The following is a 21,867-nucleotide window of genomic DNA, read 5'->3' on the forward strand; positions in this document are numbered from 1 at the left end:
CTGCCGACGGGCTTTGCAAGCGGCATCTTAACGTCTATAAGCCCGCATCGAAGAGGGCGCCGGAGGAGGCGCCGGTGCGACGAGGCCCGCCGGACGAGGCGGGACCGTGAAAGGCGATCGAGATGGCACAGAACTGGACACCGACCAGCTGGCGGCAGAAGCCGATCAGCCAAGTTCCCGACTTCCCGGATGCATCCGCCCTGGCGGCGACCGAGGCGCAGCTTGCGACCTATCCGCCGCTCGTCTTTGCCGGCGAGGCGCGCAACCTGAAGAAGGCGCTTGCCAATGTTTCGGAAGGCCGCGGCTTCCTGCTGCAGGGCGGCGATTGCGCCGAGAGCTTTGCCGAGCACGGCGCCGACACGATCCGCGACTTCTTCCGCGCCTTCCTGCAGATGGCCGTCGTTCTGACCTTCGGCGCGCAGCAGCCGGTGGTCAAGGTCGGCCGCATCGCCGGCCAGTTCGCCAAGCCGCGCTCGTCCAACATCGAGCGCCAGGGCGAGACCGAGCTTCCGAGCTATCGCGGCGACATCATCAACGGCATCGATTTCACCTCCGACGCCCGCATTCCGAACCCGGAACGGCAGATCATGGCCTACCGCCAGTCGGCGGCGACGCTCAACCTGCTGCGCGCCTTCGCGATGGGCGGCTATGCCAATCTCGACAACGTGCACCAATGGATGCTCGGCTTCGTGAAGGACAGCCCGCAGGCCGAGCGCTACCGCAAGCTCGCCGACCGGATTTCCGAAACGATGGACTTCATGAAGGCCATCGGCATCACGCCGGAGTCCAACCCGTCGCTGCGCGAGACCGATTTCTTCACCAGCCACGAGGCGCTGCTGCTCGGCTACGAGCAGGCGCTGACCCGCGTCGATTCGACCTCGGGCGACTGGTATGCGACGTCGGGCCATATGATCTGGATCGGCGACCGCACGCGCCAGCCCGACCATGCGCATGTCGAATACTGCCGCGGGATCAAGAACCCGATCGGCCTGAAATGCGGCCCGTCGATGACGGCCGACGGGCTGATCGAGCTGATCGATATCCTGAACCCTGCCAACGAAGCGGGCCGGCTGACGCTGATCTGCCGCTTCGGCCACGACAAGGTGGCCGAGCACCTGCCGCGCCTGATCCGCGCCGTGCAGCGCGAGGGCAAGAAGGTCGTCTGGTCCTGCGATCCGATGCACGGCAACACGATCACGCTCAACAGCTACAAGACGCGGCCGTTCGAGCGGATTCTCAGCGAGGTGGAGAGCTTCTTCCAGATCCACCGCGCCGAAGGCACGCATCCGGGCGGCATCCACATCGAGATGACCGGCAACGACGTGACGGAATGCACGGGCGGCGCCCGCGCGCTGTCCGGCGCCGACCTTGCCGACCGCTACCACACGCATTGCGACCCGCGTCTCAACGCCGACCAGGCGCTGGAACTGGCCTTCCTGCTCGCCGAGCGGATGAAGGGCGGGCGCGACGAGAAGCGGATGATCGTCAACGGCTGGGCATGATCCCTCGCGGGATCGTTCCGTGAGCACGAACAGGAAAGGGCCGGGGAGCGATCTCCGGCCCTTTCGTTTGCGCACCGGCCTTCAAACGACGGCTCAGTCGCGCCTCGCCTCATAGGCTTCGAGGCGATCGTGGAGGCGGGCGATATTGGCCTGGAGCAGGGCGATTTCCTTGAGGAGGACGTCGTCGATCTTGTGGTGCAGCGAGATCAGCTCGATCTCGGATTTCAGATTGACCTCGTAGTCCTTGGAGGCGTTCAGCCGGTCCTTTGCCGCTTCCCGGTTCTGCGACATCATGATGATCGGCGCCTGCAGCGCGGCCACCATCGAAAGGACGAGGTTGAGGAAGATGAAGGGGTAGGGATCGAAGGCCTCGCTCTGCGTCAGAAGCACGGTGTTGAGCAGCGCCCAGCCCGCAAGGAACACGAGAAAGCTGATGATGAAGCCCCAGGAGCCGCCGATGCGGGCGATCTGGTCGGCGACGCGATCGCCAACGCTCTGGCTCGCGACGAAGCTGGCATTGACGTCTTCCGACAGCGTCTGGCGCGCATGGGCCCGACCGAGCACGTGGCGCTCCACCCGGCCCAGCGCGGTTGCCGGTTTGTTGAAGAGGCGGCGGGAAATATCTTCGATGCTGGACATGCGGGCTCCGGGTCCTGGACGGGATCTCTGCCAGCGATGTCGCCTTGTTTCTGGCGGAACTGTGTCGGTTCGCGCCGGCAAACGAATCGGACCCGCCGGATTTTGGGTAAGTTAAGCCTTAGTTATCCGTTTCCGCGCTAAAAATGCTGCTGCGCGATGTGCGGCACTCCCGATGCGCCTTTGACGGACATGAGTCCTCGTTTTTCCCCCTTACCTGTCTGTTTGCGCGGTGATGCGCTTCGCCGGAGTTTTCCGCATGTCGTTTCAAAATCTTTCCATCCTGAAAAAGGTTGGGCTGGTCGTCCTCGTCATGGGACTGTCCTCGGCCGCCATCGCCACCGTGGGCATCCAGGGGATCGGTGCGCTGGAGGATACGATGGTCTCCGTCGGTGCGCGCGAAGAGGTGGCCCGCGAGGCGATGGATCTTCGGGTCGACGTGATCTCGATCAGCCGCATGACCTATCAGCTGGCGGCCGATCCCGCCAAGGCCGCGGATGTCCGCACCGAATCGGCGCGGCGGCAGGGTGAAATGCTGGCGCGACTGCCCAAGATCGCGCTCGCCGCCGACGACACGCAGCGCGCCCAGCTGAAGACGGTGGCGGAGAAACTTCAGGCCTACTTCGCGACGATCGACACGATGGTGGAAGCCGCCGCCGCTCCGGGCGCCAGCAGCGCCTCAATGACGGCACCGCTGGCTTTGGCGCTCGATGCGCAGAAGGCGGTGACGACGGCGGTCAAGGCCTACAGCACCTATTCCGGCGACGCGCTGGCGGCTGCCCGCTCCGCCGCGCTCGACAGCTCGTCCATGACGATGTTCGTTGCCATCGGCGCGGCCGTCGCGGCCATCGCGCTCGGCGGCTTTGTCAGCCTACTCGTGGCGCGCCGCGGCATCGTTGCGCCCGTACGGGCCATGACCGGCGTGATGCGCGAACTGTCCGAGGGACGGCTCGATGTCGGGACCATGGACACCGCGCGGCGCGACGAGATCGGCGAAATGGGCCGCGCGCTCGACGTCTTCCGCCGCAACGCCATCGCCATGCGCGACATGAAGGCGCAGGAAGCCGCCCTTCAGGCGAGCAGCAGCGACCTTCAGTCGAGCATCGCCTCCGTCGTTGCCGCAGCCGTTGCCGGCGATTTTACCGCGCGCATCGACCGGGACTATGGATCGCCCGATCTCAACCGCTTTGCCGCGAGCGTCAACGAGCTCGTCGGCAGCGTCGACAATGCGATCGCGGAACTTCGCCGCGTCATCGAGGCCCTGTCGCAGGCCGACCTGACGCAAAGCATGAATGGCCGCTTCCAGGGCGCCTTCGGCGAGCTGCAGGCCAATGTCAACGCGACGATGGTGACGCTGCGCTCGACCATGGAGAGCGTGCGCGGCGCGGGCTCGACGATTTCGGAAAGCTCGGCGGAACTGAGCGGGGCGGCCAACGACCTGTCCAAGCGCACCGAGCAGCAGGCCGCAGCTCTTGAGGAGACGGCCGCCGCGCTGGACGAGATCACGGCGACGGTGCGCACCTCGTCCACCCGCGCCCATGAGGCGCAGGAGATGGTGCGGGAGACCAAGGAGAGTGCGGCGCGTTCCGGCGCGATCGTGCGCAGCGCCGTCGATGCCATGGAACGCATCGAAGGCTCTTCCAGCCGCATCGGGCAGATCATCGGCGTGATCGACGAGATCGCCTTCCAGACCAACCTTCTGGCGCTGAATGCCGGCGTCGAGGCGGCCCGCGCCGGCGAGGCCGGACGCGGCTTTGCCGTGGTCGCCCAGGAGGTTCGCGAACTCGCGCAGCGCTCGGCCAATGCGGCCAAGGAGATCAAGACGCTGATCAGCGCCTCGGCCACCGAAGTGGCGGGCGGCGTGACGCTGGTCCGCTCCACCGGCGCGGCGCTGCTGGAGATCGAGACGCTGGTCAACCAGGTCAACGCCCATGTCGAGAGCATCGCGACTGCGGCGCGCGAGCAATCGACGGCGCTCGGCGAGATCAACACCTCCGTCAACCAGATGGACCAGATGACGCAGAAGAACGCCGCCATGGTGGAGGAAACCACCGCCGCCAGCGAAACGCTTGCCGACCAGAGCCGCCAGCTGCAGCAGCTCCTCGCCCGGTTCCGGCTGGAGCAGGGCTACGACACCGGCGCCCGCCGCGCGGCGTAAGATTTTACGGGCGCGGACGGGACGAGAGGGGTGCGGGCGATGTCCGCGCCCCTTTCTGCGTTTCGGGACGGCGGTGTTTTGTGCCGTGGACTTGCCAGCCGCCGCATCCCTCTCGTCATTCCGGGCTTGACCGGGAATGACGGTTGAGAAGGGGCCGGGGCATAGTGAGGCGCCGGTCGGTGCCCCCGCCAGGCGTCACATCGCCGGCTGTGGGAAGAGCTCGCCGTGGGTCTCGAAGAAGCGGTCGGTGCCGTAGCGTTTGCCGAACATCATGTCGTGCTGGAGGAAGCGGTAGTCGCGCAGCACGGGGGCGATCTTCTTGTTGCGGGACCAGGCTTCGGTGTCCTTGCCGGCGGCGTCGATCAGCATGTAGCGGTCGATGACGTGGTAGCGGTCGAAGACGTCGCCGAGGAAGGCGGTGTAATAGGGGTGCTCGAAGCCGCCGGTCTTCAGGATCTGGTAGGACAGGAAGGCCGGGCTGATGGTGCCGACGTTCTTCACGGGGCCTGTCTTGTTCGACCAGATGACCAGCGGCGTCTCGTGGCTCGAGGCCATCTGGTCGACCGTGCCCTTGCGCGAGGCCGTGACGTCCGGCATGTAGCCGGTCGAGGTGTAGACCGTGTTCAGCGGCGGCAGGTGATCGCCGAAGAGCACGATGATCGTCTCGCGGTCGCGCTCCTTCGCCCAGTCCATCAGCATCTTCAGGCTGTCGTCGGCCTCCTTCACGCCCTGCGCATAGGTGGCCAGAACCTGCCGGTCGGTCTCCGGCAGATCGCCTTCGACCTTGATGGTGTTCTGCGCATAGCGATTGGCCTCGTAGGGGCCGTGGCCCTGCAGCGTCACCGTGAAGAAGAAGAAGGGATCGCGCAGCTCGTCGGCCTGGCGCATGATCTCCTTCGTGAGGGCCTCGTCGGAAGCGAAGATGCCGCGCTTTTCCATGGGCGGCAGGGTTTCCTCCGAGCGAAACTGTTCGAAGCCGAAGGATTTGTAGACGGCGCTGCGGTTCCAGAACCAGCCCTGGAACGGGTGGACGGCTCGCGCGACATAGCCTTCGCCGCGGAAGAAGGTGGCCAGCGACGGGATCGGATTGCGGATATATTGCTGATAGGGAATGCTGCCATAGGGCAGGAAAGCGTTGGAGAAGCCGGTCAGGGCCTCGAACTCGACATTGGCGGTCATGCCGCCGAATTCCGGGGAAAACACGTTGCCGGACTGCATGCTGCGGATCGTCGGCATCGGGTCCGGCGAGAGCGTGACGTTCGGCAGGCGCGTCGGATCCCAGAAGGATTCGCTCATGAGGACGATGACATCCGGCTTGCCGCGATGCGTCGTGCCGGCGGCGACCGGCTCGGTCGGGATCTTGTCGATGGCGTCGGCCATGTAGCCCGCAGGCGCGGCGACGTTGGCCATCGGCAGGTTCAGCACGAAGGCGAGCGTGAAGCCGTTATGGCGGTAGTTTTCGGCCTGGTCCCACATGATGGGAATGATCTGCAGCCGGTCGCGCACCCAGGAGAACTGGTTGTAATCCATCAGGTGATAGAAGCCGCCGAGGAGCGGCAGGGCCACGGCAAGGCGGGCCAGGCGCTGCTGGCGCGTGAGGCGCGGGAAGCGGCGCCAGGCGTGGCGGATGAGCCAGGTGAGGCCGGCCAGCGACAGGACGAGGCCGACCGCGATGGCGATGGCCGTGCCCGGGCGATCGCGCACCAGCACCGGCATCAGCTCCATGATCTGGCGGCCGAACAGGAAGTCGGTGGGATAGAGCGGATCGGAGAGGAAGATCTGCTTCTGGCGCGTGGTGACGGCCGGCACCAGAGCGAGCGGGGCGATGAGGACGATGCCGTATTCCGCGCGGCCGGCGATGGCATCGACGGCGAGGAACAGCAGGAAGAAGATGAAAGCCGTGACCCAGGCCGGGCGTGCGGGATCGAGAAAGAAGGCGGTGGCTTCGGTCGCGGAATTGCGCGCGATCCATTCGACGACGAAGATCAGCGAGACGGCGAGCAGGAACGAGACCACGACGCTGCGGACGTTGGACAGAAGCCGCGACGGGCGTGCATCCTGCGCGCCGGTGGACCCATAGACGTCCGCGGAGGGTCTTGCGTTCACGGCAGACTGAAAACTCGCCATGGCCGGCTCCCTTCACAAATTCTTCGCATGACTGTCATATCGGTGTCATGTTGAACAGAGGATGAATGTGCTTTCCCATGCACAATGCGCGTGATCTCCCGCGGATCGCCGGGATAAGAGGAAGCCCGCGCGAAGGAGGACGAGATGCGCAGTTCGGTCGAATTATACAGTGTGGAGACGGGCGAGACGCGCGTCGTCTGGCAGACGGACCGGCTGGTCGAGGCACCGAATTTCACGCCGGCCGGCGACGGGCTGATCCTCAACGGCGACGGCCGGCTGTTGCGCATCGGTCTTGCCGATCCGGTGCCGGAGGCGATCGATACCGGCTTTGCCGACCGTCTCAACAACGATCACGGCCTCTCGCCGGATGGACGCCGGCTCGCGATCAGCGACAAGACCGAATTCGGCAAATCGGCGATCTACACGCTGCCGATCGGCGGCGGCGTGCCGACGCTCGTGACGCGCAACCTGCCGTCCTACTGGCATGGCTGGTCGCCGGACGGGACGCGGCTTGCCTATTGCGGCATTCGCGACCAGGTGTTCGATATCTACACGATTGCGGTCGAGGGCGGCGAGGAGACGCGGCTGACGCATGGCGAGGGCCGCAATGATGGGCCGGACTATTCGGCGGACGGGCGCTGGATCTATTTCAACTCCAGCCGATCGGGCCGGATGCAGATCTGGCGGGTGCCGTCCGAAGGGGGTGTTGCGGAGCGGATCACCGACAGTCCCTATGGCGACTGGTTTCCGCATCCCTCGCCGGACGGGCGCCACCTGCTCGTGCTTTCCTATGATGGCGATGTGTTCGACCATCCGCGCGACCTGACGGTGCGGCTGCGGCTGATGGATCCCGATGGCGGACAGGCGCGGACGTTGTTCGCGCTCTTCGGCGGTCAGGGGACGATCAACGTGCCGAACTGGTCGCCGGACGGCAAGACGTTCGCCTTCGTCCGCTACGCGCCGGAATAAGCGACGCCTGGCCTCAGTTCGTCTGCTCCGGCTGATAGCCGGGGCCTGCGGGATGGTGCAGGTCGATGGAGGATTCCTCTGTCGGCAGGAAGGTCGGGCCGACCTGACGGACGCGGTTGGCCTTGGGGTCGTAAGGGCGCTCGTGGATCTCGCGCGGCGCGGCGTCTGCCGGCGCCGTTGCCGGCAGGAGGATTTTCGACGCGGCGGGATCGGTGGTGATGGACACCACGGCCTTGTCGGAGGGCGTGCTCATCCGCGGGGCCGGGGCATCGCCCGGCAGGGTGGAGAAACCGGCGCCGGACGACCTGGCGGCCGCGGCATTCGGCAGGCGGCAGCCGCACTGGCTGCGGCTCGCGGGGCTGCCGCTCTTATAGGCGAAGGCCGTGGGAAGATCCGTATAGGGATTGCCGGTGCCAGCCGAGATCATGTCCTGCGTCTCGCCGGACAGCGGGTGGAAATAGAGTTCGGTCTCGGCGCCCGGGCAGCGGGCGCTGCAGGCCTGCGCGTCACGCGCGAAATCGTCGGGCGTCGCATTGGCGGAAATCGGGAAGAACGAGCCGTCGCAGGTGCGCACGCACATGGTCCGCAGCGGGCCATCCAGCGTCAGCCGGTGCAGGTCGGGGGCGGAGAGATCCGAGAGCGACGGCTCGGACACCGCGCCGTCGGAGGGTCCGCGCAGGCTCGTCTCCTCGCTGCCGATCGGCGGGAGGTCCGCGATGATATTGCGAAAACGGCGCGGTCGGGACTCGTCGATCCCCAGGTCTGCGATCCCCAGGTCTGCGTCCGTGCCGGCGTCCATGGTGGTGTCCATGGTGGCATCCGGGCCCGAGACCGATGCGCTGACGAGATCGCTATCGATCGCCTCGCAACGGTTGGTCTGCATCGCGACCAGCACGCGCCGGCGCTCCGCATCGCCGGCGGATCCTGCGATGTCCTGCCGGCGGCGGGCTTTCATGTCCTCAAGGTCGGCGCTGATCGCGGCGATGCGGTTGTCGAGATCGGCGCAGGCCTCCTCGTTGTCGCCGTTGATGACGGTCACGCTCTCCGTGCTGCAACCGAGCGCCCGCTGCTCGCTGCGCGCGCTGCGCAGCTCGATGTTTCGCCGCGAGATGGCGCCGGTGAAGTTTCGCTGGCTGGCCTCGCCGAAACCGTCTCGCCCGTTGTCACGGTCGTTCGACGTCGCCTCGGGAAGGTCGGCAAGGCGCGCATGCAGCCTGTCGCAGAGCGTAGACGCTTCGGCGCCTGCGGTGAGGAACAGAAGCGGCGCCAGCACTGCGGCCATGGAGAGTCTGCGGATCGTCAAACGTCTTGCCTGCATCTGCGGAATTGGTCGATCTCGGATAGATCGCAAGGTCCGCGCCATTCCGGGCGCGGTCGAAGGTTCATCATAGCCGCTTTCCGGTCCGCCGCAACGCGCCCCGCGATCACTTTCGCGGGGACGCAGGGTTCTGCGGCACGCTTCAGACCGGGTGTGACGCTTCTACCACGGCCAAGGCCGCCATATTGACGACGCCGCGCGAGGTGACCGAGGGCGAGAGGATGTGGGCGGGCAGGGCGGCACCCAGCAGGATCGGTCCGACATGCAGGCCGTCGATCATGCTTTTGACCACGCCGAAGGTGATGTTGGCGGCGTCGAGATTGGGGAAGACGAGGAGGTTGGCGTCCTCGTGCAGCGTCGTGCTCGGCATGACCCGCTTGCGCAGAACCGTCGAGATCGCGGACTCGCCGTGCATTTCGCCGTCGGCTTCCAGATCGGGCGCCAGTTCGCGCACGAATTCCATCGCCCGGCGCATCTTGCTGGCGCTTTCGGACTCGCGCGAGCCGAAGTTGGAGTGGGAGACGAGGGCGGCGCGCGGGTTGATGCCGAAGCGCTTGATCTCCTCGGCCGCCATGATCGTCTTCTGCGCGATCTCTTCCGAGGTCGGGTCGAAGGTGACGAAGGTGTCGGTGAAGAAGGTCGCGCCGTGCTGCGAGATCAGAAGGCTCATGGCCGAGAAATCGAGCGCGCCGGGCCGCTTGCCGATGATCTGCGCGATGTCGCGCAGATGGCGGCTGTAGCGGCCTTCGAGGCCGCAGATCAGCGCATCCGCCTCTCCGCGCTTCAGCGCCAGGGCGCCAATGACGGTGTAGTTGGTGCGCACGGTGGTGCGGGCGGCTTCCGGGATGACGCCGAGACGGCCGACCATGGAGAGATACTGGTCGACGTAATCCTTGAAGCGGCGGTCGCTTTCCGGATTGATGACCTCGAAATCGACCTCCGGGCGGATGCGCAGGCCGAACCGCTTCAGGCGCGATTCGATGATCTGCGGACGGCCGATGAGGATCGGCAGGGCCGTGCCTTCCTCGAGCAGGACCTGCGCGGCCCGCAGCACGCGCTCGTCCTCGCCTTCCGAGAAGATGACCCGCTTCTTCTCGGCGGCTTTCGCCAGCGTGAAGATCGGCTTCATGATGAAGCCGGAGCGGAACACGAAGCGGTTCAGCTGGTCGAGATAGGCGTCGAAATCGGCGATCGGCCGGGCGGCGACGCCGCTGTCGGCGGCAGCCTTGGCGACCGCGGGGGCGATGCGCAGGATCAGCCGCTGGTCGAAGGGCGAAGGGATGAGATAATCCGGCCCGAAGATCGGCGTTTCCTCGGAATAGGCGCGGGCGGCGACGTCCGACGGCTCCTCGCGGGCAAGGCCGGCGATGGCGCGCACGGCGGCCATCTTCATTTCCTCGTTGATCGTCCGGGCGCCGCAATCGAGCGCGCCGCGGAAGATGTAGGGGAAGCAGAGGACGTTGTTGACCTGGTTGGGGAAATCCGAGCGGCCGGTGCAGATCATCGCGTCCGGCCGGGCGGCGCGGGCGAGATCGGGCATGATCTCCGGGTTCGGATTGGCAAGCGCCATGATGAGCGGGCGCTCGGCCATCTGCGCGAGCAGTTCCGGCTTCAGCACGCCGGCGGCCGACAGGCCGAGGAAGACGTCGGCATCGGCGATGCTGTCGGCCAGGACCCGGTTGTCGCTCTTCTGGGCGTAGATCGACTTCCACTCGTCCATCAGCACCTCGCGGCCTTCATAGACGAGGCCTTCGAGATCGTGGACCCAGATGTTTTCGCGCTTGGCGCCGAGTTCGACCAGGAGATTGAGGCAGGCGAGAGCCGCGGCACCCGCGCCCGAGGTGACGATCTTCGCCTTGGCGATATCCTTGCCGGCCAGTTCCAGGCCGTTGAGGATGGCGGCGGCGACGATGATGGCGGTGCCGTGCTGGTCGTCGTGGAAGACGGGGATGTCCATCTTCTCGCGCAGCTGACGCTCGACTTCGAAACATTCCGGCGCCTTGATGTCCTCGAGATTGATGCCGCCGAAGGTCGGCTCCAGCGCCGAGACGACATCGACCATGCGCGCGATTTCCGGCGCGTCGATCTCGATGTCGAACACGTCGATGCCGGCGAATTTCTTGAAGAGGACGGCCTTGCCTTCCATCACGGGCTTGGAGGCGAGCGGGCCGATATTGCCGAGGCCGAGAACGGCGGAGCCGTTGGAGACCACCGCGACGAGGTTCGCCCGGGCCGTGTATTCGGCCGCCATCGACGGATCATCGCGGATGGCAAGGCAGGGTGCTGCCACGCCCGGGGAATAGGCGAGCGCGAGATCGCGCTGGTTGCCGAGCGGCTTGGTGGCCTGGATCTCCAGCTTGCCGGGGCGCGGGTACCGGTGGAAGAACAGCGCCTGTTCGTCAAGATCGCCGCCGGCCGGTGTCTTCGGTGTCGTCGTGTTATCGCCACTGCTCATTGCGCAATACCCTCTCTCTGAACGGGGTCCTTTTGGCATGATTTCGCGGGTCCGTACAGTTCGCCGGTCGGGTTTTGGCCGCGTTCTCACGTTCCCGGACGCCATTGTCACGCTCCTGAAACAGGAGTCTGTTTTCAACCATGTCAGGACCTGAAACGCGGAGACACCAGATGGACAAGAGAGTGAGCGAACCCGCCGTCCGGCACTATCGGACCCTGTTCATTTCCGACGTGCATCTCGGCTCCAAGGCCGCAAAGACCGATTACCTGCTCGACTTCCTGCGGCTGCACGATGCCGATACGATCATTCTCGTCGGCGACATCGTCGACGGATGGCGGCTGAAGCGCTCCTGGTACTGGCCGCAATCCTGCAACGATGTGGTGCAGAAACTGCTGCGCAAGGCCCGCAAGGGCACGCGGATCATCTATATCCCCGGCAATCACGACGAGTTCCTGCGCGCCTTCCCCGGCACGCATTTCGGCGGCATCGAAGTGGCCTCGCGCCACATTCACGAGAGCGCCGACGGTCTGCGCTATCTCGTGCTGCACGGCGACGAGTTCGACGTCGTGGTGCGCAATGCCCGGCTGCTCGCCTATCTCGGCGACTGGGCCTACGACACGGCGATCGTCATCAATATCGGTCTGGCCGCCGTGCGCCGCCGGCTCGGCATGCCCTACTGGTCGTTCTCGGCCTGGGCAAAGCAGCAGGTCAAACACGCGGTCAACTTCATCGGCGCGTTCCAGACGGTGGTTGCGGCCGAAGCCCGCAAGGCCGAGGCGGACGGCGTGGTCTGCGGCCATATCCACCATGCCGTGATCGAGGAGATCGACGGCATCCGCTACATGAATTCCGGCGACTGGGTGGAAAGCTGCACGGCGATCGCCGAGCATGCGGACGGACGCATGGAGCTGATCACCTGGAACGTGCTGGCCGGTGTGCCGCAGGCGACCGAGGACACCAGCGAGGCGCAGGCTCTGGTCGGGTCGTTTCTCGCGCGTCACGCCGCTTGAGGCGACGTGCCCGGCGCCGGATCGTGTCGGCGTCGGGATGACCGGCAGGGGCGATATTCCCGCGCTCTCCGTCAAAAATGACGTGCTCCGCTCCGGTGGAACGCATAATACCGGCCGGAGAAGAGCATCCCGACACCGATTCCGGTCTCTGGATGGTTGCAGCAGGTCGTTCCCGATGGATTCTCCTTTCCCGTCCCGGCTGTCCGAGCCGGCCCCGCCGTCGCGATTCGTGGCCCGGATCGCGCTGCTTTTCAGTGCGCCGCTGTTCATCAACGGCTTTGCCATGCCGTTCTTTCCCGTCTGGCTGTCGTCGCTGTCGTTCGACGCGGCGCAGATCTCGATCATCCTTGCGGTGCAGATGTTCGTGCGGGTGTTTTCGGCGCCGGTCGCGGGCATGATCGCGGACAGGCTCGGAGAGCGGACGCGGCTCTTGCTCTGGTCGGCCGGCCTGTCGCTTCTGACGGCGCTCGGGCTGTTCGTCTCCCACGGGTTCTGGGTGGTTCTCGTCGTCTATACGCTGCAGGGCGTGGTCTATTCGCCGTATGTGCCGATCGTCGAGGCCGTGGCGCTGACCGGCGTGCGGCGCTGGGGGTTCGACTATGCGCGGATGCGGCTCTGGGGGTCGATCGCCTTCATCTGCGCGACGATGATCGGCGGCGCGCTGATGAGCCGGTTCGGTGGCGCGATGGTGCTGCCGGCGATGACGGTCGGTTTCGTCGCCATGGTCGCCGTGACGTTTCTGGCGCCCCGGGTCGGCGCCCCGCGTCGTCCGTCCACGCTGACGACGCTTGCCGATCCCCCGCCAAAGGCCTTGCGGGCGCTGGATATCCAGCTGCTGCTGATGGGCGTCGGGCTGGTGAACGGCAGCCACGGCATGCTGTTTGCGTTTTCGGCGCTCTACTGGACGAGCATCGGCTTTTCCGGAACGGAGGTCGGGCTGCTCTGGAGCGCCGGGGTTGCGGCGGAGATCGCGATGTTCGTGGCCGCCAAGATGATTCTGGTCCGGGTTAGCCTCTGGGCGATGATCTTCACGGGTGCGGGCCTCGCCATCCTGCGCTGGCTGCTCTTCCCGCTCGATCTCGGCTTCTGGGGCTATTTCGCGCTGCAATGCGCCCATGCCTTCACCTATGCGATCATGCATACGGGGCTGCAGACCATGCTGGTGCGGCGCGTGGCGGAGCGGCAGGAGACGGCGGCGCAGGGGCTCTATTTCTTCTATACGGGCATGTTCACCGCACTCTGCACCTTCGTCTCCGGCATTTTCTACGGCTGGTTCGGGGTGCACGGCTTTCTCGCCATGGCCGTCGCCGCCTTCATCGGCTTTGCGCTCCTGATCGTCGCCTGGACGCTTCAGCCCCAGAGTTCCGGCTCCAGCGGCATGAGCAGCGAGCCTTCGTAGCGCAGGCCGGGCTCGCGATCGCGCGCCAGCAGCAGCGGGCCGTCGAGATCGACGAAGGCCGCACCCTGCGCGACGAGCGCCGCGGGCGCCATGGCAAGCGAGGTGCCCACCATGCAGCCGACCATCACGTCGAGGCCCAATGCCCGCGCCCGGTCGCGCATGTCGAAGGCGTGGGTGAGGCCGCCGGTCTTGTCGAGCTTGATGTTGACGGCGTCGTAGCGGCCGGCGAGGTGACCGAGATCGGCGATGGTGTGGACGCTTTCATCGGCGCAGACGGGGACGGGCCGGGAAAAGCGGGCCAGGATCTCGTCGCGGCCGGCCGGCAGCGGCTGCTCGACGAGCGCGATGCCGGCCTCCTCGCAGACGGCAAAATGGGCGGCGAGATTGTCTTCCGTCCAGGCCTCGTTCGCATCCAGAACGAGGATCGATTCGGGCGCGGCCCGTCGCACGGCGCGGATGCGGGCGGTGTCGTCGGCGGTGCCGACCTTGACCTTGAGCAGCGGACGGAAGGCGGCCTCTGCGGCGCGCGCGGCCATGGTCTCGGCGTCGGCCAGCGAAATCGTATAGGCGGTGACGAGCGGCTGCGGCAGGGACAGGCCGGCGAGCTGCCAGACGGGCAGGGCGCTCTTCTTCGCCTCCAGATCCCACATCGCGCAATCGACCGCATTGCGGGCGGCGCCGGGGGGCATGATACGGGCGAGTTCCGCCCGACCGATGCCGCGCTCGATCGCGTGGCGGCAGGCTTCGATCGCCTCGACCACGCTTTCGATCGTCTCGCCGTAGCGGCCATAGGGGACGCATTCGCCGATGCCGCTCGACGCGCCCTCGCGCAGCCGGCAAGTGACGACGGAGGCCGCCGTCTTGGAGCCGCGCGAAATGGTGAACGCGCCCGCGATGGGAAAATGTTCGACGGTGATCTCAAGTGTGGTCATCTGCGTATAGCCCTTCCGAAACGAACTTTCTCAACGATCCTGCCGGAGAACGTGGCATCGACATCACGGTCGTCAACTGCCTGTCTTAACCTTTGTCCTTCGCCCCCTTTCCATCGGTGACATCGTCAGCGGCAGTCGCTATGAGTGTTTGCTGATCGACACCGATGCAACCTTTGCACAGAGAATCCAGAACCGCGTGACCAAAACCCTCGTCAAGACTGAAGCGACCGTCGAACGCGACGATTCCGGCGAGAAGGGGGACACGGTCTATCGTTTCGGCGGCAACTGGCGCGCGTCCGGCCTGCCCCCCGTGGTCAAGCGCCTGGACGAAATGGCGAAACCCGCCGGCGGCCCGCAAGGCGCGCAGGTGCTGTTCGACCTGTCCGACATCTCAGCGATGGACACGGCCGGCGCGTGGATCATCCGCCGCTTCATGACGAAGCTCGGCGGCGATAAAGCGGTGACGCTCGACGGCGGCAATGCCGGCTATCTCGAACTGGTGAAGGCGCTGCCTGCCGAACTGCGCGAACCGCAGGCGGACGACGGCCCGCCGCGCACGCTCGCCGACCGCGCGTTCCAGCCGATCGGCAAGGCCGTCCTGTCGATGTGGGACGACATGGTCGCGGCGATGTACATCGTCGGCTCGGCCGTGCGCGGCGCGCAGCTGAAGGTGGGTCGCCACAGCGGGTTGTCGCCGGCCGCGATCATCAACCAGATCGACCGCATGGGCGTCCAGGCCGTGCCGATCATCACGCTGATGTCCTTCCTGATCGGCGCGATCATCGCGCAGCAGGGTGCCTTCCAGCTGCGCTATTTCGGCGCCGAACTCTTCGTGGTCGATCTCGTCGGCATCCTGCAGCTGCGCGAAATCGGCGTGCTCCTGACCGCCATCATGATCGCGGGGCGTTCCGGCAGCGCGATCACGGCCGAAGTTGGCTCGATGAAGATGCGCGAGGAGATCGACGCGCTGAAGGTCATGGGTCTCAGCCCCATCGGCATTCTCGTCTTCCCCCGCCTCGTGGCGCTGACCATCGCCCTGCCGCTTCTGACGATCATCGCCAATTTCGCGGCGCTTGCCGGTGCGGCCATGGTGGTCAATATCTATTCCGGCATCACGCTCTCCACCTTCCTGGCGCGCCTGCAGGAGGCGGTCGATTATTCCTCGGTGCTGGCGGGCATGATCAAGGCGCCTTTCATGGCGCTGATCATCGGCATCGTCGCCTCGGTCGAAGGCATGAAGGTCGGCGGCAGCGCCGAATCGCTCGGCAAGCACGTGACGCAATCGGTGGTGAAGTCGATCTTCGTGGTCATCCTCATCGACGCCCTCTTCGCCATCTTCTATTCGGCGATCAATTTCTGATGGAGGCGACATCGATGCAGACCGCCGACGAGACGCAGACCCCGGCCGCGCAAACGCCGGACCGGACGGACGAGCGCGGACCCGGACAGACCGGTGGGACTGGCGAGGGCAATGGCAAGGGCGAGCGCGAGGTCATCCTGTCCGTCAAGGACCTGACGGTCGCCTTCGGGTCCAATGTCGTTCTGGATGCGCTGAACCTCGATATCTATCGCGGCGAGATCCTCGGCTTCGTCGGTCCTTCGGGCACCGGCAAGTCGGTGCTGATGCGCACCGTGCTGCGGCTGCTGCCGCGCCGCTCCGGCAAGATCGAGATCCTCGGGGCCGAATATGATGCGGTGAGCGAGGAAGAGCGCGTCGAACTCGACACGCGGCTCGGCGTGCTGTTCCAGCACGGCGCCTTGTTCTCGTCGCTGACGGTGAAGGAGAACATCCAGGTTCCGATGCGGGAATATCTCGACCTGCCGCAGGAGATCATGGACGATCTGGCGCGGCTGAAGATCGAGCTCGTCGGCCTTGCGCCGGAAGCGGCCGACAAGTTTCCCTCAGAACTTTCCGGCGGCATGATCAAACGTGCGGCCCTTGCGCGGGCGCTCGCGCTCGATCCGGACCTCGTCTTCCTCGACGAGCCGACCTCGGGTCTCGACCCGATCGGCGCGGCCGAGTTCGATGAATTGATCGCCCGGCTGCGCGACACTCTGGGGCTGACCGTGTATATGGTGACTCACGACCTCGACAGCCTCTTCTCCGTCTGCGACCGCATCGCGGTTCTCGGCAACAAGAAGGTCATGGTGGAGGGGACGATCGAGGACATGCTCGCCTCCGACGACGACTGGGTGCAGTCCTACTTCCGCGGCAAGCGCGCGCGCTCGATCGTGCGCGACGACGGCGAGGACCTGCGCCACCACGATGCGAACGCGCCGCAGCGCAACGAGAACGACATGTCGGGCGATCGGCCGGGAAATCGGCAAGGCAACCCGCAGGGCAATCGACAAGGCAACCCGCAGGGCAGCCAGCAGGACGGGCGCGCGGGCTGACCGGTCCCCAAGACTTTCAGACAGTTCCAATAAGGCCCGAGCGGCCACAGGGTAGACGCCAAAGATGGAAACCAAAGCCAATTACACGATCGTCGGGTTCTTCACCATCGCCGTGATCGTCGCCGCCTTCGGGTTCGTCTACTGGATGTCCCAGTTCGGCCGCGGCGGCGAGATGGTCGAACTCGTGGTGAGCATTCCCGGCTCGGCCAACGGCCTGAGCGTCGGTTCGCCGGTGCGCTTCAACGGCATCCCGGTCGGCAGCGTCCGCAGTCTCGCGATCAATGCCAACGATCCGCGCTATTCGGTGGCGGTGACGGAGGTCTCGGCCGATGCGCCGGTTCTGACCTCGACCAAGGCGACGCTCGAAGTGCAGGGCCTGACGGGGGCCGCCTATATCGAGCTCAGCGGCGGCAACAAGGGCGAGCCGAGCATCCTGCGCAAGGCGCTGGACGAAGGCACCTCGGCGCAGATCCAGGCCGACCAGTCGAGCGTGACCAGCCTGCTGGCGACCGCCGACAAGATCATGGACCGCGCCAACGACGCCATCGGCGATATCCAGGGCTTCGTCTCCGACGTCCGCGGACCGCTGACCGGCACCATCACCAATGCGGAACGCTTCTCGAAGTCGCTGGCCGACAATTCGGAAGGCATCGACAAATTCCTCGAAAGCGTTAGCGCGCTGTCGGACTCGATCAACAGTGCGGCGGAAAAGCTCGATTCGACGCTCACCTCCGCCGATGCGCTGGTGAAATCCGTCAATCCGCAGGACGTGAACCGCATCGTCTCCAACGTCGCCCGCATGAGCGACGAGCTGACCGCGGCCTCCGCCGGCGTGTCCGACACGATCGCGACGATCCGCAAGACCGCCGAGACATACGAGCGCTTCGGCGCCAATGCGACGACGACGCTCGCCAAGGTCGATACGCTGCTGGGCGCGGTCGATTCGCAGAAGGTCGGCAACGTCATCAACGATGCCTCGGTTGCGAGCGCCGACGCCCGTCGCGCCATCTCGACCTTCGCGTCGCTGGCCGACAGCGTGCGGGAGCGGCAGCCGGAAATCGACCAGACCATCACCGATGTGACGCAGATGGCCAACAAGCTGAACGCCGCATCGAGCCGCGTCGATGGCATCCTCGTCAAGCTCGACGGCTTCCTCGGCGATGCGGACGCGCCCGGCATCTCGCAGGACGCCCGCCAGACGCTCGCCTCGTTCCGCAGCGTGGCCGACAACATCAACGCCCAGATCGGCCCGATCGCCAACAATCTGAAGCGCTTCACGAGTTCCGGCCTGCGTGACATCGAGGCGCTGGTGGACGACACCCGCCGCACGGTCCAGTCGCTCGACAGCACCATCTCCACCTTCGACAAGAACCCGCAGCGGCTTCTCTTCGGTGGCGAGACGGTCAAGCAGTATGACGGCCGCACGCGTCGCTAAGGCGCCCTCGAGGGTTCGCGTGATTCGGGTGCAGGGCTGAACCGGCGGCAGCGACCGCCGGTTTCGTGGCGGATCGTGCGCTTTTTGCACGCTTGAGAGCCGTCGCTTAACGCACGGCGCGTGTTCTTGCGACGCGTTGCTGCACGAATCGTGACATGGCTGCACAGCTTGTCGCTTTTCCGCGCTACGGGCGATGCCATGGGGGCGTTTCGCCCTTGTCTTGTTCAAGTCGCCGCTTAGATTGCTCCCCATCAATAAGGGTCATGGCTGTATGTTTCCGGACGTCAACGGTACTGGTAAATCGCGTTTCCTCCGGGCTCTGGCTCTTCTTCTCGTTGCGGCACCGCTGAGTGCCTGCGCGGGCAAGGCGAACAACGACACCTACAGCCTGTCCTCCGTTCCCTCGGTGCAGGGGCCGGCGGCCACGAGCAAGCAGATCCTGGTGCCCGAGCCGACGGCGCTGAAGGCGCTCGACAGCGACCAGATCGTCATCCGTCTTTCGGGCTCCGAGCTGCAATATCTGGCAAAATCGCAGTGGGGCGACCGGCTGCCGCGCATGGTCCAGTCGAAGCTGGTGCAGGCCTTCGAGAACACCGGCAAGGTCGGCGGCGTCGGCAAGCCCGGCGAGGGGCTCGCGATCGACTATCAGGTCGTGACCGAAATCCGCTCCTTCGAGGTGGACACCACGGGGTCGCGCACCGCCGTGGTCGAAATCTTCGCCAAGATCGTCAACGACCGCAACGGCACGGTCCGGGCGCAGAAGGCGTTCCGCGCCACCGTGCCGGTGACCGGCACCGAGGCGCCGGCCTATATCAAGGGTCTCGACCGCGCGGCGGCCGACGTGGTGGCGGATATCGTCCGCTGGACGCTGACCGCGATCTGACGGTCGGCGATTGCGCCGCCGCAGGCGGTTCGGCCTTTTCAGGCACGACGCGCCCTGGCGCCGTGCCGTCTTTCCTGTGCAGGAATCCGGCGCGCCTCAGCCGCGCAGGGGCGGGATCGTCATCTGGTTGATCACCGCATCGACACCCTCGACGGATTTCGCGGCGTCCACCGCGCGGTCGGCCTCGTCGGGCGAGCCGATGAAGCCGGCGAGGACGATCGTGTTGCCGCGCGCGACGACGCTGACGTCGCTGACCTCGGCATCCCGCATGGCGGCGAGCGTATCGGCGACACGCGCTTCCAGATCCGCCGGCTGATTGGCCGCGGCATCACCCGGATCCGTGCCGAAAAACGTCCGTTCCTTGTAGACCATCGTGTTGTCTCCTCTGATCCCGCGCCTTTCATCCCGCGCCTCTGGGCGCACGGCGCTGTCATCGGGCAAACGTCTCTGGCGACGAATGGTTGCGCGGGCGAACCGCGCCACCGAACGCGTCAGGGATAGCGGACGACGGGGGGCAGCGAGGACAGGATCGATTCGACATTGCCGCCGGTCTTCAGGCCGAAGATGGTGCCGCGGTCGTAGAGCAGGTTGAACTCGACATAGCGCCCGCGCCGCACCAGCTGCTCGTCGCGATCCGCCTCCGTCCAGGGATTGTTGACGTTGGCGCGGACGATTTTCGGGTAGAGCATGGCGAAGGCCCGGCCGACATCCTGGGTGAAGGCGAAATCCGCCTCCCAGCCGCCCTGTTCGTCCGGGGAATGCAGCCAGTCATAGAAAATGCCGCCTGTGCCGCGCGGCTCGTTGCGGTGTTTCAGGAAGAAATACTCGTCGCACCAGGCCTTGTAGCGGGCGTGATCGGCGACCGCGTGGCGACCGCAGGCGATTTCCAAGCCCTTGTGGAAAAGGATCGTGTCCGGGTCGGTCATGACGCGGCGGCGATCGAGAACCGGGGTGAGGTCGGCGCCGCCGCCGAACCACTGGCTGGTGGTCACCACCATGCGCGTGTTCATGTGCACGGCGGGCACGTTGGGATTGACCGGATGGGCGATCAGCGAAATGCCGGAGGCCCAGAAGCGGGGATCGTCGGTGGCGCCGGGGATCTGGGCGCGAAATTCCGGGGAAAACTCGCCATGGACGGTGGAGGTGTGGACGCCCACCTTTTCGAAGACGCGCCCGGCCATCATCGACATGACGCCGCCGCCGCCTTCGCCACCATCGCGCGCCCAGGGTTTCTGTTCGAAACGCCCCGGAGGCTCGTCGGCAAGGGGGCCCGTAAGGTCGTCCTCGATCGTCTCGAGCGCGGTGCAGATCGTGTCGCGCAGGCTTTCGAACCAGGCGCGGGCGCGCAGCTTCTTGTCCTCGATATCGTCCGGCAGGCCGGGTGGCAGATCGGGTCGTTCCATCGCGGCGGTCCTTGGTGCGTGGCGTTCGACCATTTCTAGACCATTTCCGTGACGAGCGGAATCGTCGGCCAAACCTATCCCGTTGTTTTACCGGATTCCCGGTGCGACGATTCGACTCGCAAAGCCGCGCCGCGGTGCCTATCTTGGTCTCACCACCGGTTTTCCCGAGACGAAAGGGCGTGGCATGGCAAGACCTCCGGCACCGCCCTCGCTTGACGGGTTGAAGCGGCAGATCGCGCGGCATCGCGATCGGCAAGCCGCGACCGGCGGCGGTCTGTTCGTTCGCGAGACGTTTCTGCTCGATCGCATTGCCGCGCGGCAGAAGGCGCTGGAATGGTTCGAGCATTATCCCAAGGCGGCCTACTGGACCGAGGTGGAAAGCTGGCGCCGGCTCGACGGCGACCGGATCGAATTCACCATGCGCCGGCTGCCGACGGCGGATTAGGCCGGCATTGTCTGCCGCAGGGCTTCGCCTGTTATCATCGCCACCGACATGGCGAGGTTGAGCGAGCGCTGACCCTCCACCATGGCGATGACGACGCGCGCATCGGCCGCTGCATGGACCGTGTCCGGCACGCCGGCGCTCTCGCGGCCGAAAAGCAGCGTGTCGTCGGCAGAATAGGCAAAGCGGGTATAGGGCAGGGCCGCCTTGGTGCTCGCCAGCACCAGCCGCCGGCCCTGTCGCTGGCGCTCTTCCTCGAACGACAGCCAGTTGACGTGGCGTGCGAGCGTGACCGAGGCGAGATAATCGAGGCCGGCGCGCTTGAGGTTCCTGTCCGACAGGTCGAAACCGGCCGGCTCGACGATATCGACGCCGAGGCCGAGGCAGGCGGCGAGGCGCAGAATGGTGCCGGTGTTTCCGGCAATGTCGGGCTGGTAGAGAGCGATGCGCAGCATGACTGTGCGGTAGGCGATCCGTGCCGAATTGGCAACAGCGCAAGGTCCGTCGCCCTTTACCGCGAAAAAAGCCGGTACCGCGAAAAAAGGTGAAGGCCGATCTGGTGCGGCCGTGAAAACTTCGTTAAGAGACTGTCAGCGCCCACACGAACCTGATGGAGGATTGCATGGATATCTCAGTGACCGTCAACCTCCGGATGATGTGGCTCCGACCCGTTCGGACCGCCTCGCACCGCTAACCGGTTCGCGCCGCTTCTTCTCCGTTTCCGGATATACCAGCGCCGCTCGCCAAGGTTCGATCGTGCTTTCCAGCAGCGATTCCCGTGAACCCCGCCTGACGCCGATTGCG

The 21,867-nt window shown here is 65.8% G+C and carries 18 protein-coding genes; 10 read left to right on the forward strand and 8 right to left on the reverse strand.

Going from position 1 to position 21,867, the window contains the following annotated elements; genetic code table 11:
* Positions 1 to 122 precede the first annotated feature (122 nt).
* A complete protein-coding gene (locus C8J36_RS03770; RefSeq protein WP_062592886.1) occupies positions 123 to 1,502 on the forward strand; it encodes a 3-deoxy-7-phosphoheptulonate synthase class II in 1,380 nt (459 codons plus the stop codon).
* Between the two features lie 93 nt (positions 1,503 to 1,595).
* Here C8J36_RS03770 and C8J36_RS03775 read toward each other — a convergent pair whose 3' ends face one another.
* Complete coding sequence (locus tag C8J36_RS03775; RefSeq protein WP_062592888.1) at positions 1,596 to 2,141, reverse strand: DUF1003 domain-containing protein; 546 nt, start codon at positions 2,139 to 2,141, stop codon at positions 1,596 to 1,598.
* 256 nt (positions 2,142 to 2,397) lie between these two features.
* On the opposite strand from C8J36_RS03775, the gene C8J36_RS03780 reads away from it, so the two are divergent.
* The gene (locus tag C8J36_RS03780) at positions 2,398 to 4,296 is read left to right on the forward strand and encodes a methyl-accepting chemotaxis protein (protein WP_062592890.1); all 1,899 of its coding nucleotides are present in this window, start codon (positions 2,398 to 2,400) and stop codon (positions 4,294 to 4,296) included.
* Between the two features lie 195 nt (positions 4,297 to 4,491).
* On the opposite strand, the gene C8J36_RS03785 is transcribed toward C8J36_RS03780, so the two are convergent.
* Positions 4,492 to 6,423 (reverse strand): LTA synthase family protein, encoded by a 1,932-nt coding sequence (locus C8J36_RS03785; protein ID WP_132532716.1) that lies wholly within the window; start codon positions 6,421 to 6,423, stop codon positions 4,492 to 4,494.
* Positions 6,424 to 6,567: 144 nt separating this feature from the next.
* On the opposite strand from C8J36_RS03785, the gene C8J36_RS03790 reads away from it, so the two are divergent.
* On the forward strand, positions 6,568 to 7,392 hold the full coding sequence (locus C8J36_RS03790; RefSeq protein ID WP_132532718.1) for a TolB family protein: 825 nt from the start codon (positions 6,568 to 6,570) through the stop codon (positions 7,390 to 7,392).
* A gap of 13 nt (positions 7,393 to 7,405) precedes the next feature.
* On the opposite strand, the gene C8J36_RS03795 is transcribed toward C8J36_RS03790, so the two are convergent.
* Both C8J36_RS03795 and C8J36_RS03800 read right to left on the reverse strand, forming a co-directional pair.
* Entirely contained in the window at positions 7,406 to 8,695 is a 1,290-nt protein-coding gene (locus tag C8J36_RS03795; RefSeq protein WP_245506439.1) for a DUF2865 domain-containing protein, read from the reverse strand.
* A 157-nt stretch (positions 8,696 to 8,852) separates the two neighbouring features.
* Complete coding sequence (locus C8J36_RS03800) at positions 8,853 to 11,165, reverse strand: NADP-dependent malic enzyme (RefSeq protein ID WP_132532722.1); 2,313 nt, start codon at positions 11,163 to 11,165, stop codon at positions 8,853 to 8,855.
* Between the two features lie 170 nt (positions 11,166 to 11,335).
* On the opposite strand from C8J36_RS03800, the gene C8J36_RS03805 reads away from it, so the two are divergent.
* Positions 11,336 to 12,175 (forward strand): UDP-2,3-diacylglucosamine diphosphatase, encoded by an 840-nt coding sequence (locus C8J36_RS03805; RefSeq protein ID WP_132532724.1) that lies wholly within the window; start codon positions 11,336 to 11,338, stop codon positions 12,173 to 12,175.
* Positions 12,176 to 12,350: 175 nt separating this feature from the next.
* Positions 12,351 to 13,574, forward strand: a complete 1,224-nt coding sequence (locus C8J36_RS03810; RefSeq protein ID WP_132532726.1) for an MFS transporter — start codon at positions 12,351 to 12,353, stop codon at positions 13,572 to 13,574.
* Here the strand turns inward: C8J36_RS03810 and dgcA are convergent.
* Positions 13,526 to 14,506 carry an N-acetyl-D-Glu racemase DgcA gene (gene dgcA / locus C8J36_RS03815; protein WP_132532728.1) on the reverse strand — a complete coding sequence of 327 codons (981 nt, stop codon included), beginning with the start codon at positions 14,504 to 14,506 and terminating at the stop codon, positions 13,526 to 13,528. The two genes, C8J36_RS03810 and dgcA, sit on opposite strands and share 49 nt — an antisense overlap.
* A 310-nt stretch (positions 14,507 to 14,816) precedes the next feature.
* Between dgcA and C8J36_RS03820 the strand changes: the two genes are divergently transcribed.
* The 4 genes from C8J36_RS03820 (at position 14,817) to C8J36_RS03835 (ending at position 19,218) form a co-directional block, all read left to right on the forward strand.
* Positions 14,817 to 15,866 carry an ABC transporter permease gene (locus C8J36_RS03820; protein WP_245506456.1) on the forward strand — a complete coding sequence of 350 codons (1,050 nt, stop codon included), beginning with the start codon at positions 14,817 to 14,819 and terminating at the stop codon, positions 15,864 to 15,866.
* 14 nt (positions 15,867 to 15,880) lie between these two features.
* Positions 15,881 to 16,900: an ABC transporter ATP-binding protein gene (locus C8J36_RS03825; protein WP_132532730.1), complete on the forward strand. Its 1,020-nt coding sequence runs from the start codon at positions 15,881 to 15,883 to the stop codon at positions 16,898 to 16,900.
* A 64-nt stretch (positions 16,901 to 16,964) separates the two neighbouring features.
* Positions 16,965 to 18,335 (forward strand): MlaD family protein, encoded by a 1,371-nt coding sequence (locus C8J36_RS03830; protein WP_062592906.1) that lies wholly within the window; start codon positions 16,965 to 16,967, stop codon positions 18,333 to 18,335.
* 271 nt (positions 18,336 to 18,606) lie between these two features.
* The gene (locus C8J36_RS03835) at positions 18,607 to 19,218 is read left to right on the forward strand and encodes an ABC-type transport auxiliary lipoprotein family protein (protein ID WP_062592908.1); all 612 of its coding nucleotides are present in this window, start codon (positions 18,607 to 18,609) and stop codon (positions 19,216 to 19,218) included.
* Between the two features lie 96 nt (positions 19,219 to 19,314).
* On the opposite strand, the gene C8J36_RS03840 is transcribed toward C8J36_RS03835, so the two are convergent.
* Positions 19,315 to 19,590: a BON domain-containing protein gene (locus tag C8J36_RS03840; RefSeq protein ID WP_132532732.1), complete on the reverse strand. Its 276-nt coding sequence runs from the start codon at positions 19,588 to 19,590 to the stop codon at positions 19,315 to 19,317.
* Positions 19,591 to 19,709: 119 nt separating this feature from the next.
* The gene (hemF, locus tag C8J36_RS03845; RefSeq protein WP_132532734.1) at positions 19,710 to 20,621 is read right to left on the reverse strand and encodes an oxygen-dependent coproporphyrinogen oxidase; all 912 of its coding nucleotides are present in this window, start codon (positions 20,619 to 20,621) and stop codon (positions 19,710 to 19,712) included.
* Positions 20,622 to 20,805: 184 nt separating this feature from the next.
* On the opposite strand from hemF, the gene C8J36_RS03850 reads away from it, so the two are divergent.
* Positions 20,806 to 21,066, forward strand: a complete 261-nt coding sequence (locus C8J36_RS03850; RefSeq protein ID WP_062593429.1) for a hypothetical protein — start codon at positions 20,806 to 20,808, stop codon at positions 21,064 to 21,066.
* On the opposite strand, the gene C8J36_RS03855 is transcribed toward C8J36_RS03850, so the two are convergent.
* On the reverse strand, positions 21,063 to 21,518 hold the full coding sequence (locus C8J36_RS03855; protein WP_132532736.1) for a tRNA (cytidine(34)-2'-O)-methyltransferase: 456 nt from the start codon (positions 21,516 to 21,518) through the stop codon (positions 21,063 to 21,065). The two genes, C8J36_RS03850 and C8J36_RS03855, sit on opposite strands and share 4 nt — an antisense overlap.
* Between the last annotated feature and the right edge of the window lie 349 nt (positions 21,519 to 21,867).

Source organism: Rhizobium sp. PP-F2F-G48, assembly GCF_004342335.1.
Classification (GTDB): Bacteria; Pseudomonadota; Alphaproteobacteria; order Rhizobiales; family Rhizobiaceae; genus Ferranicluibacter.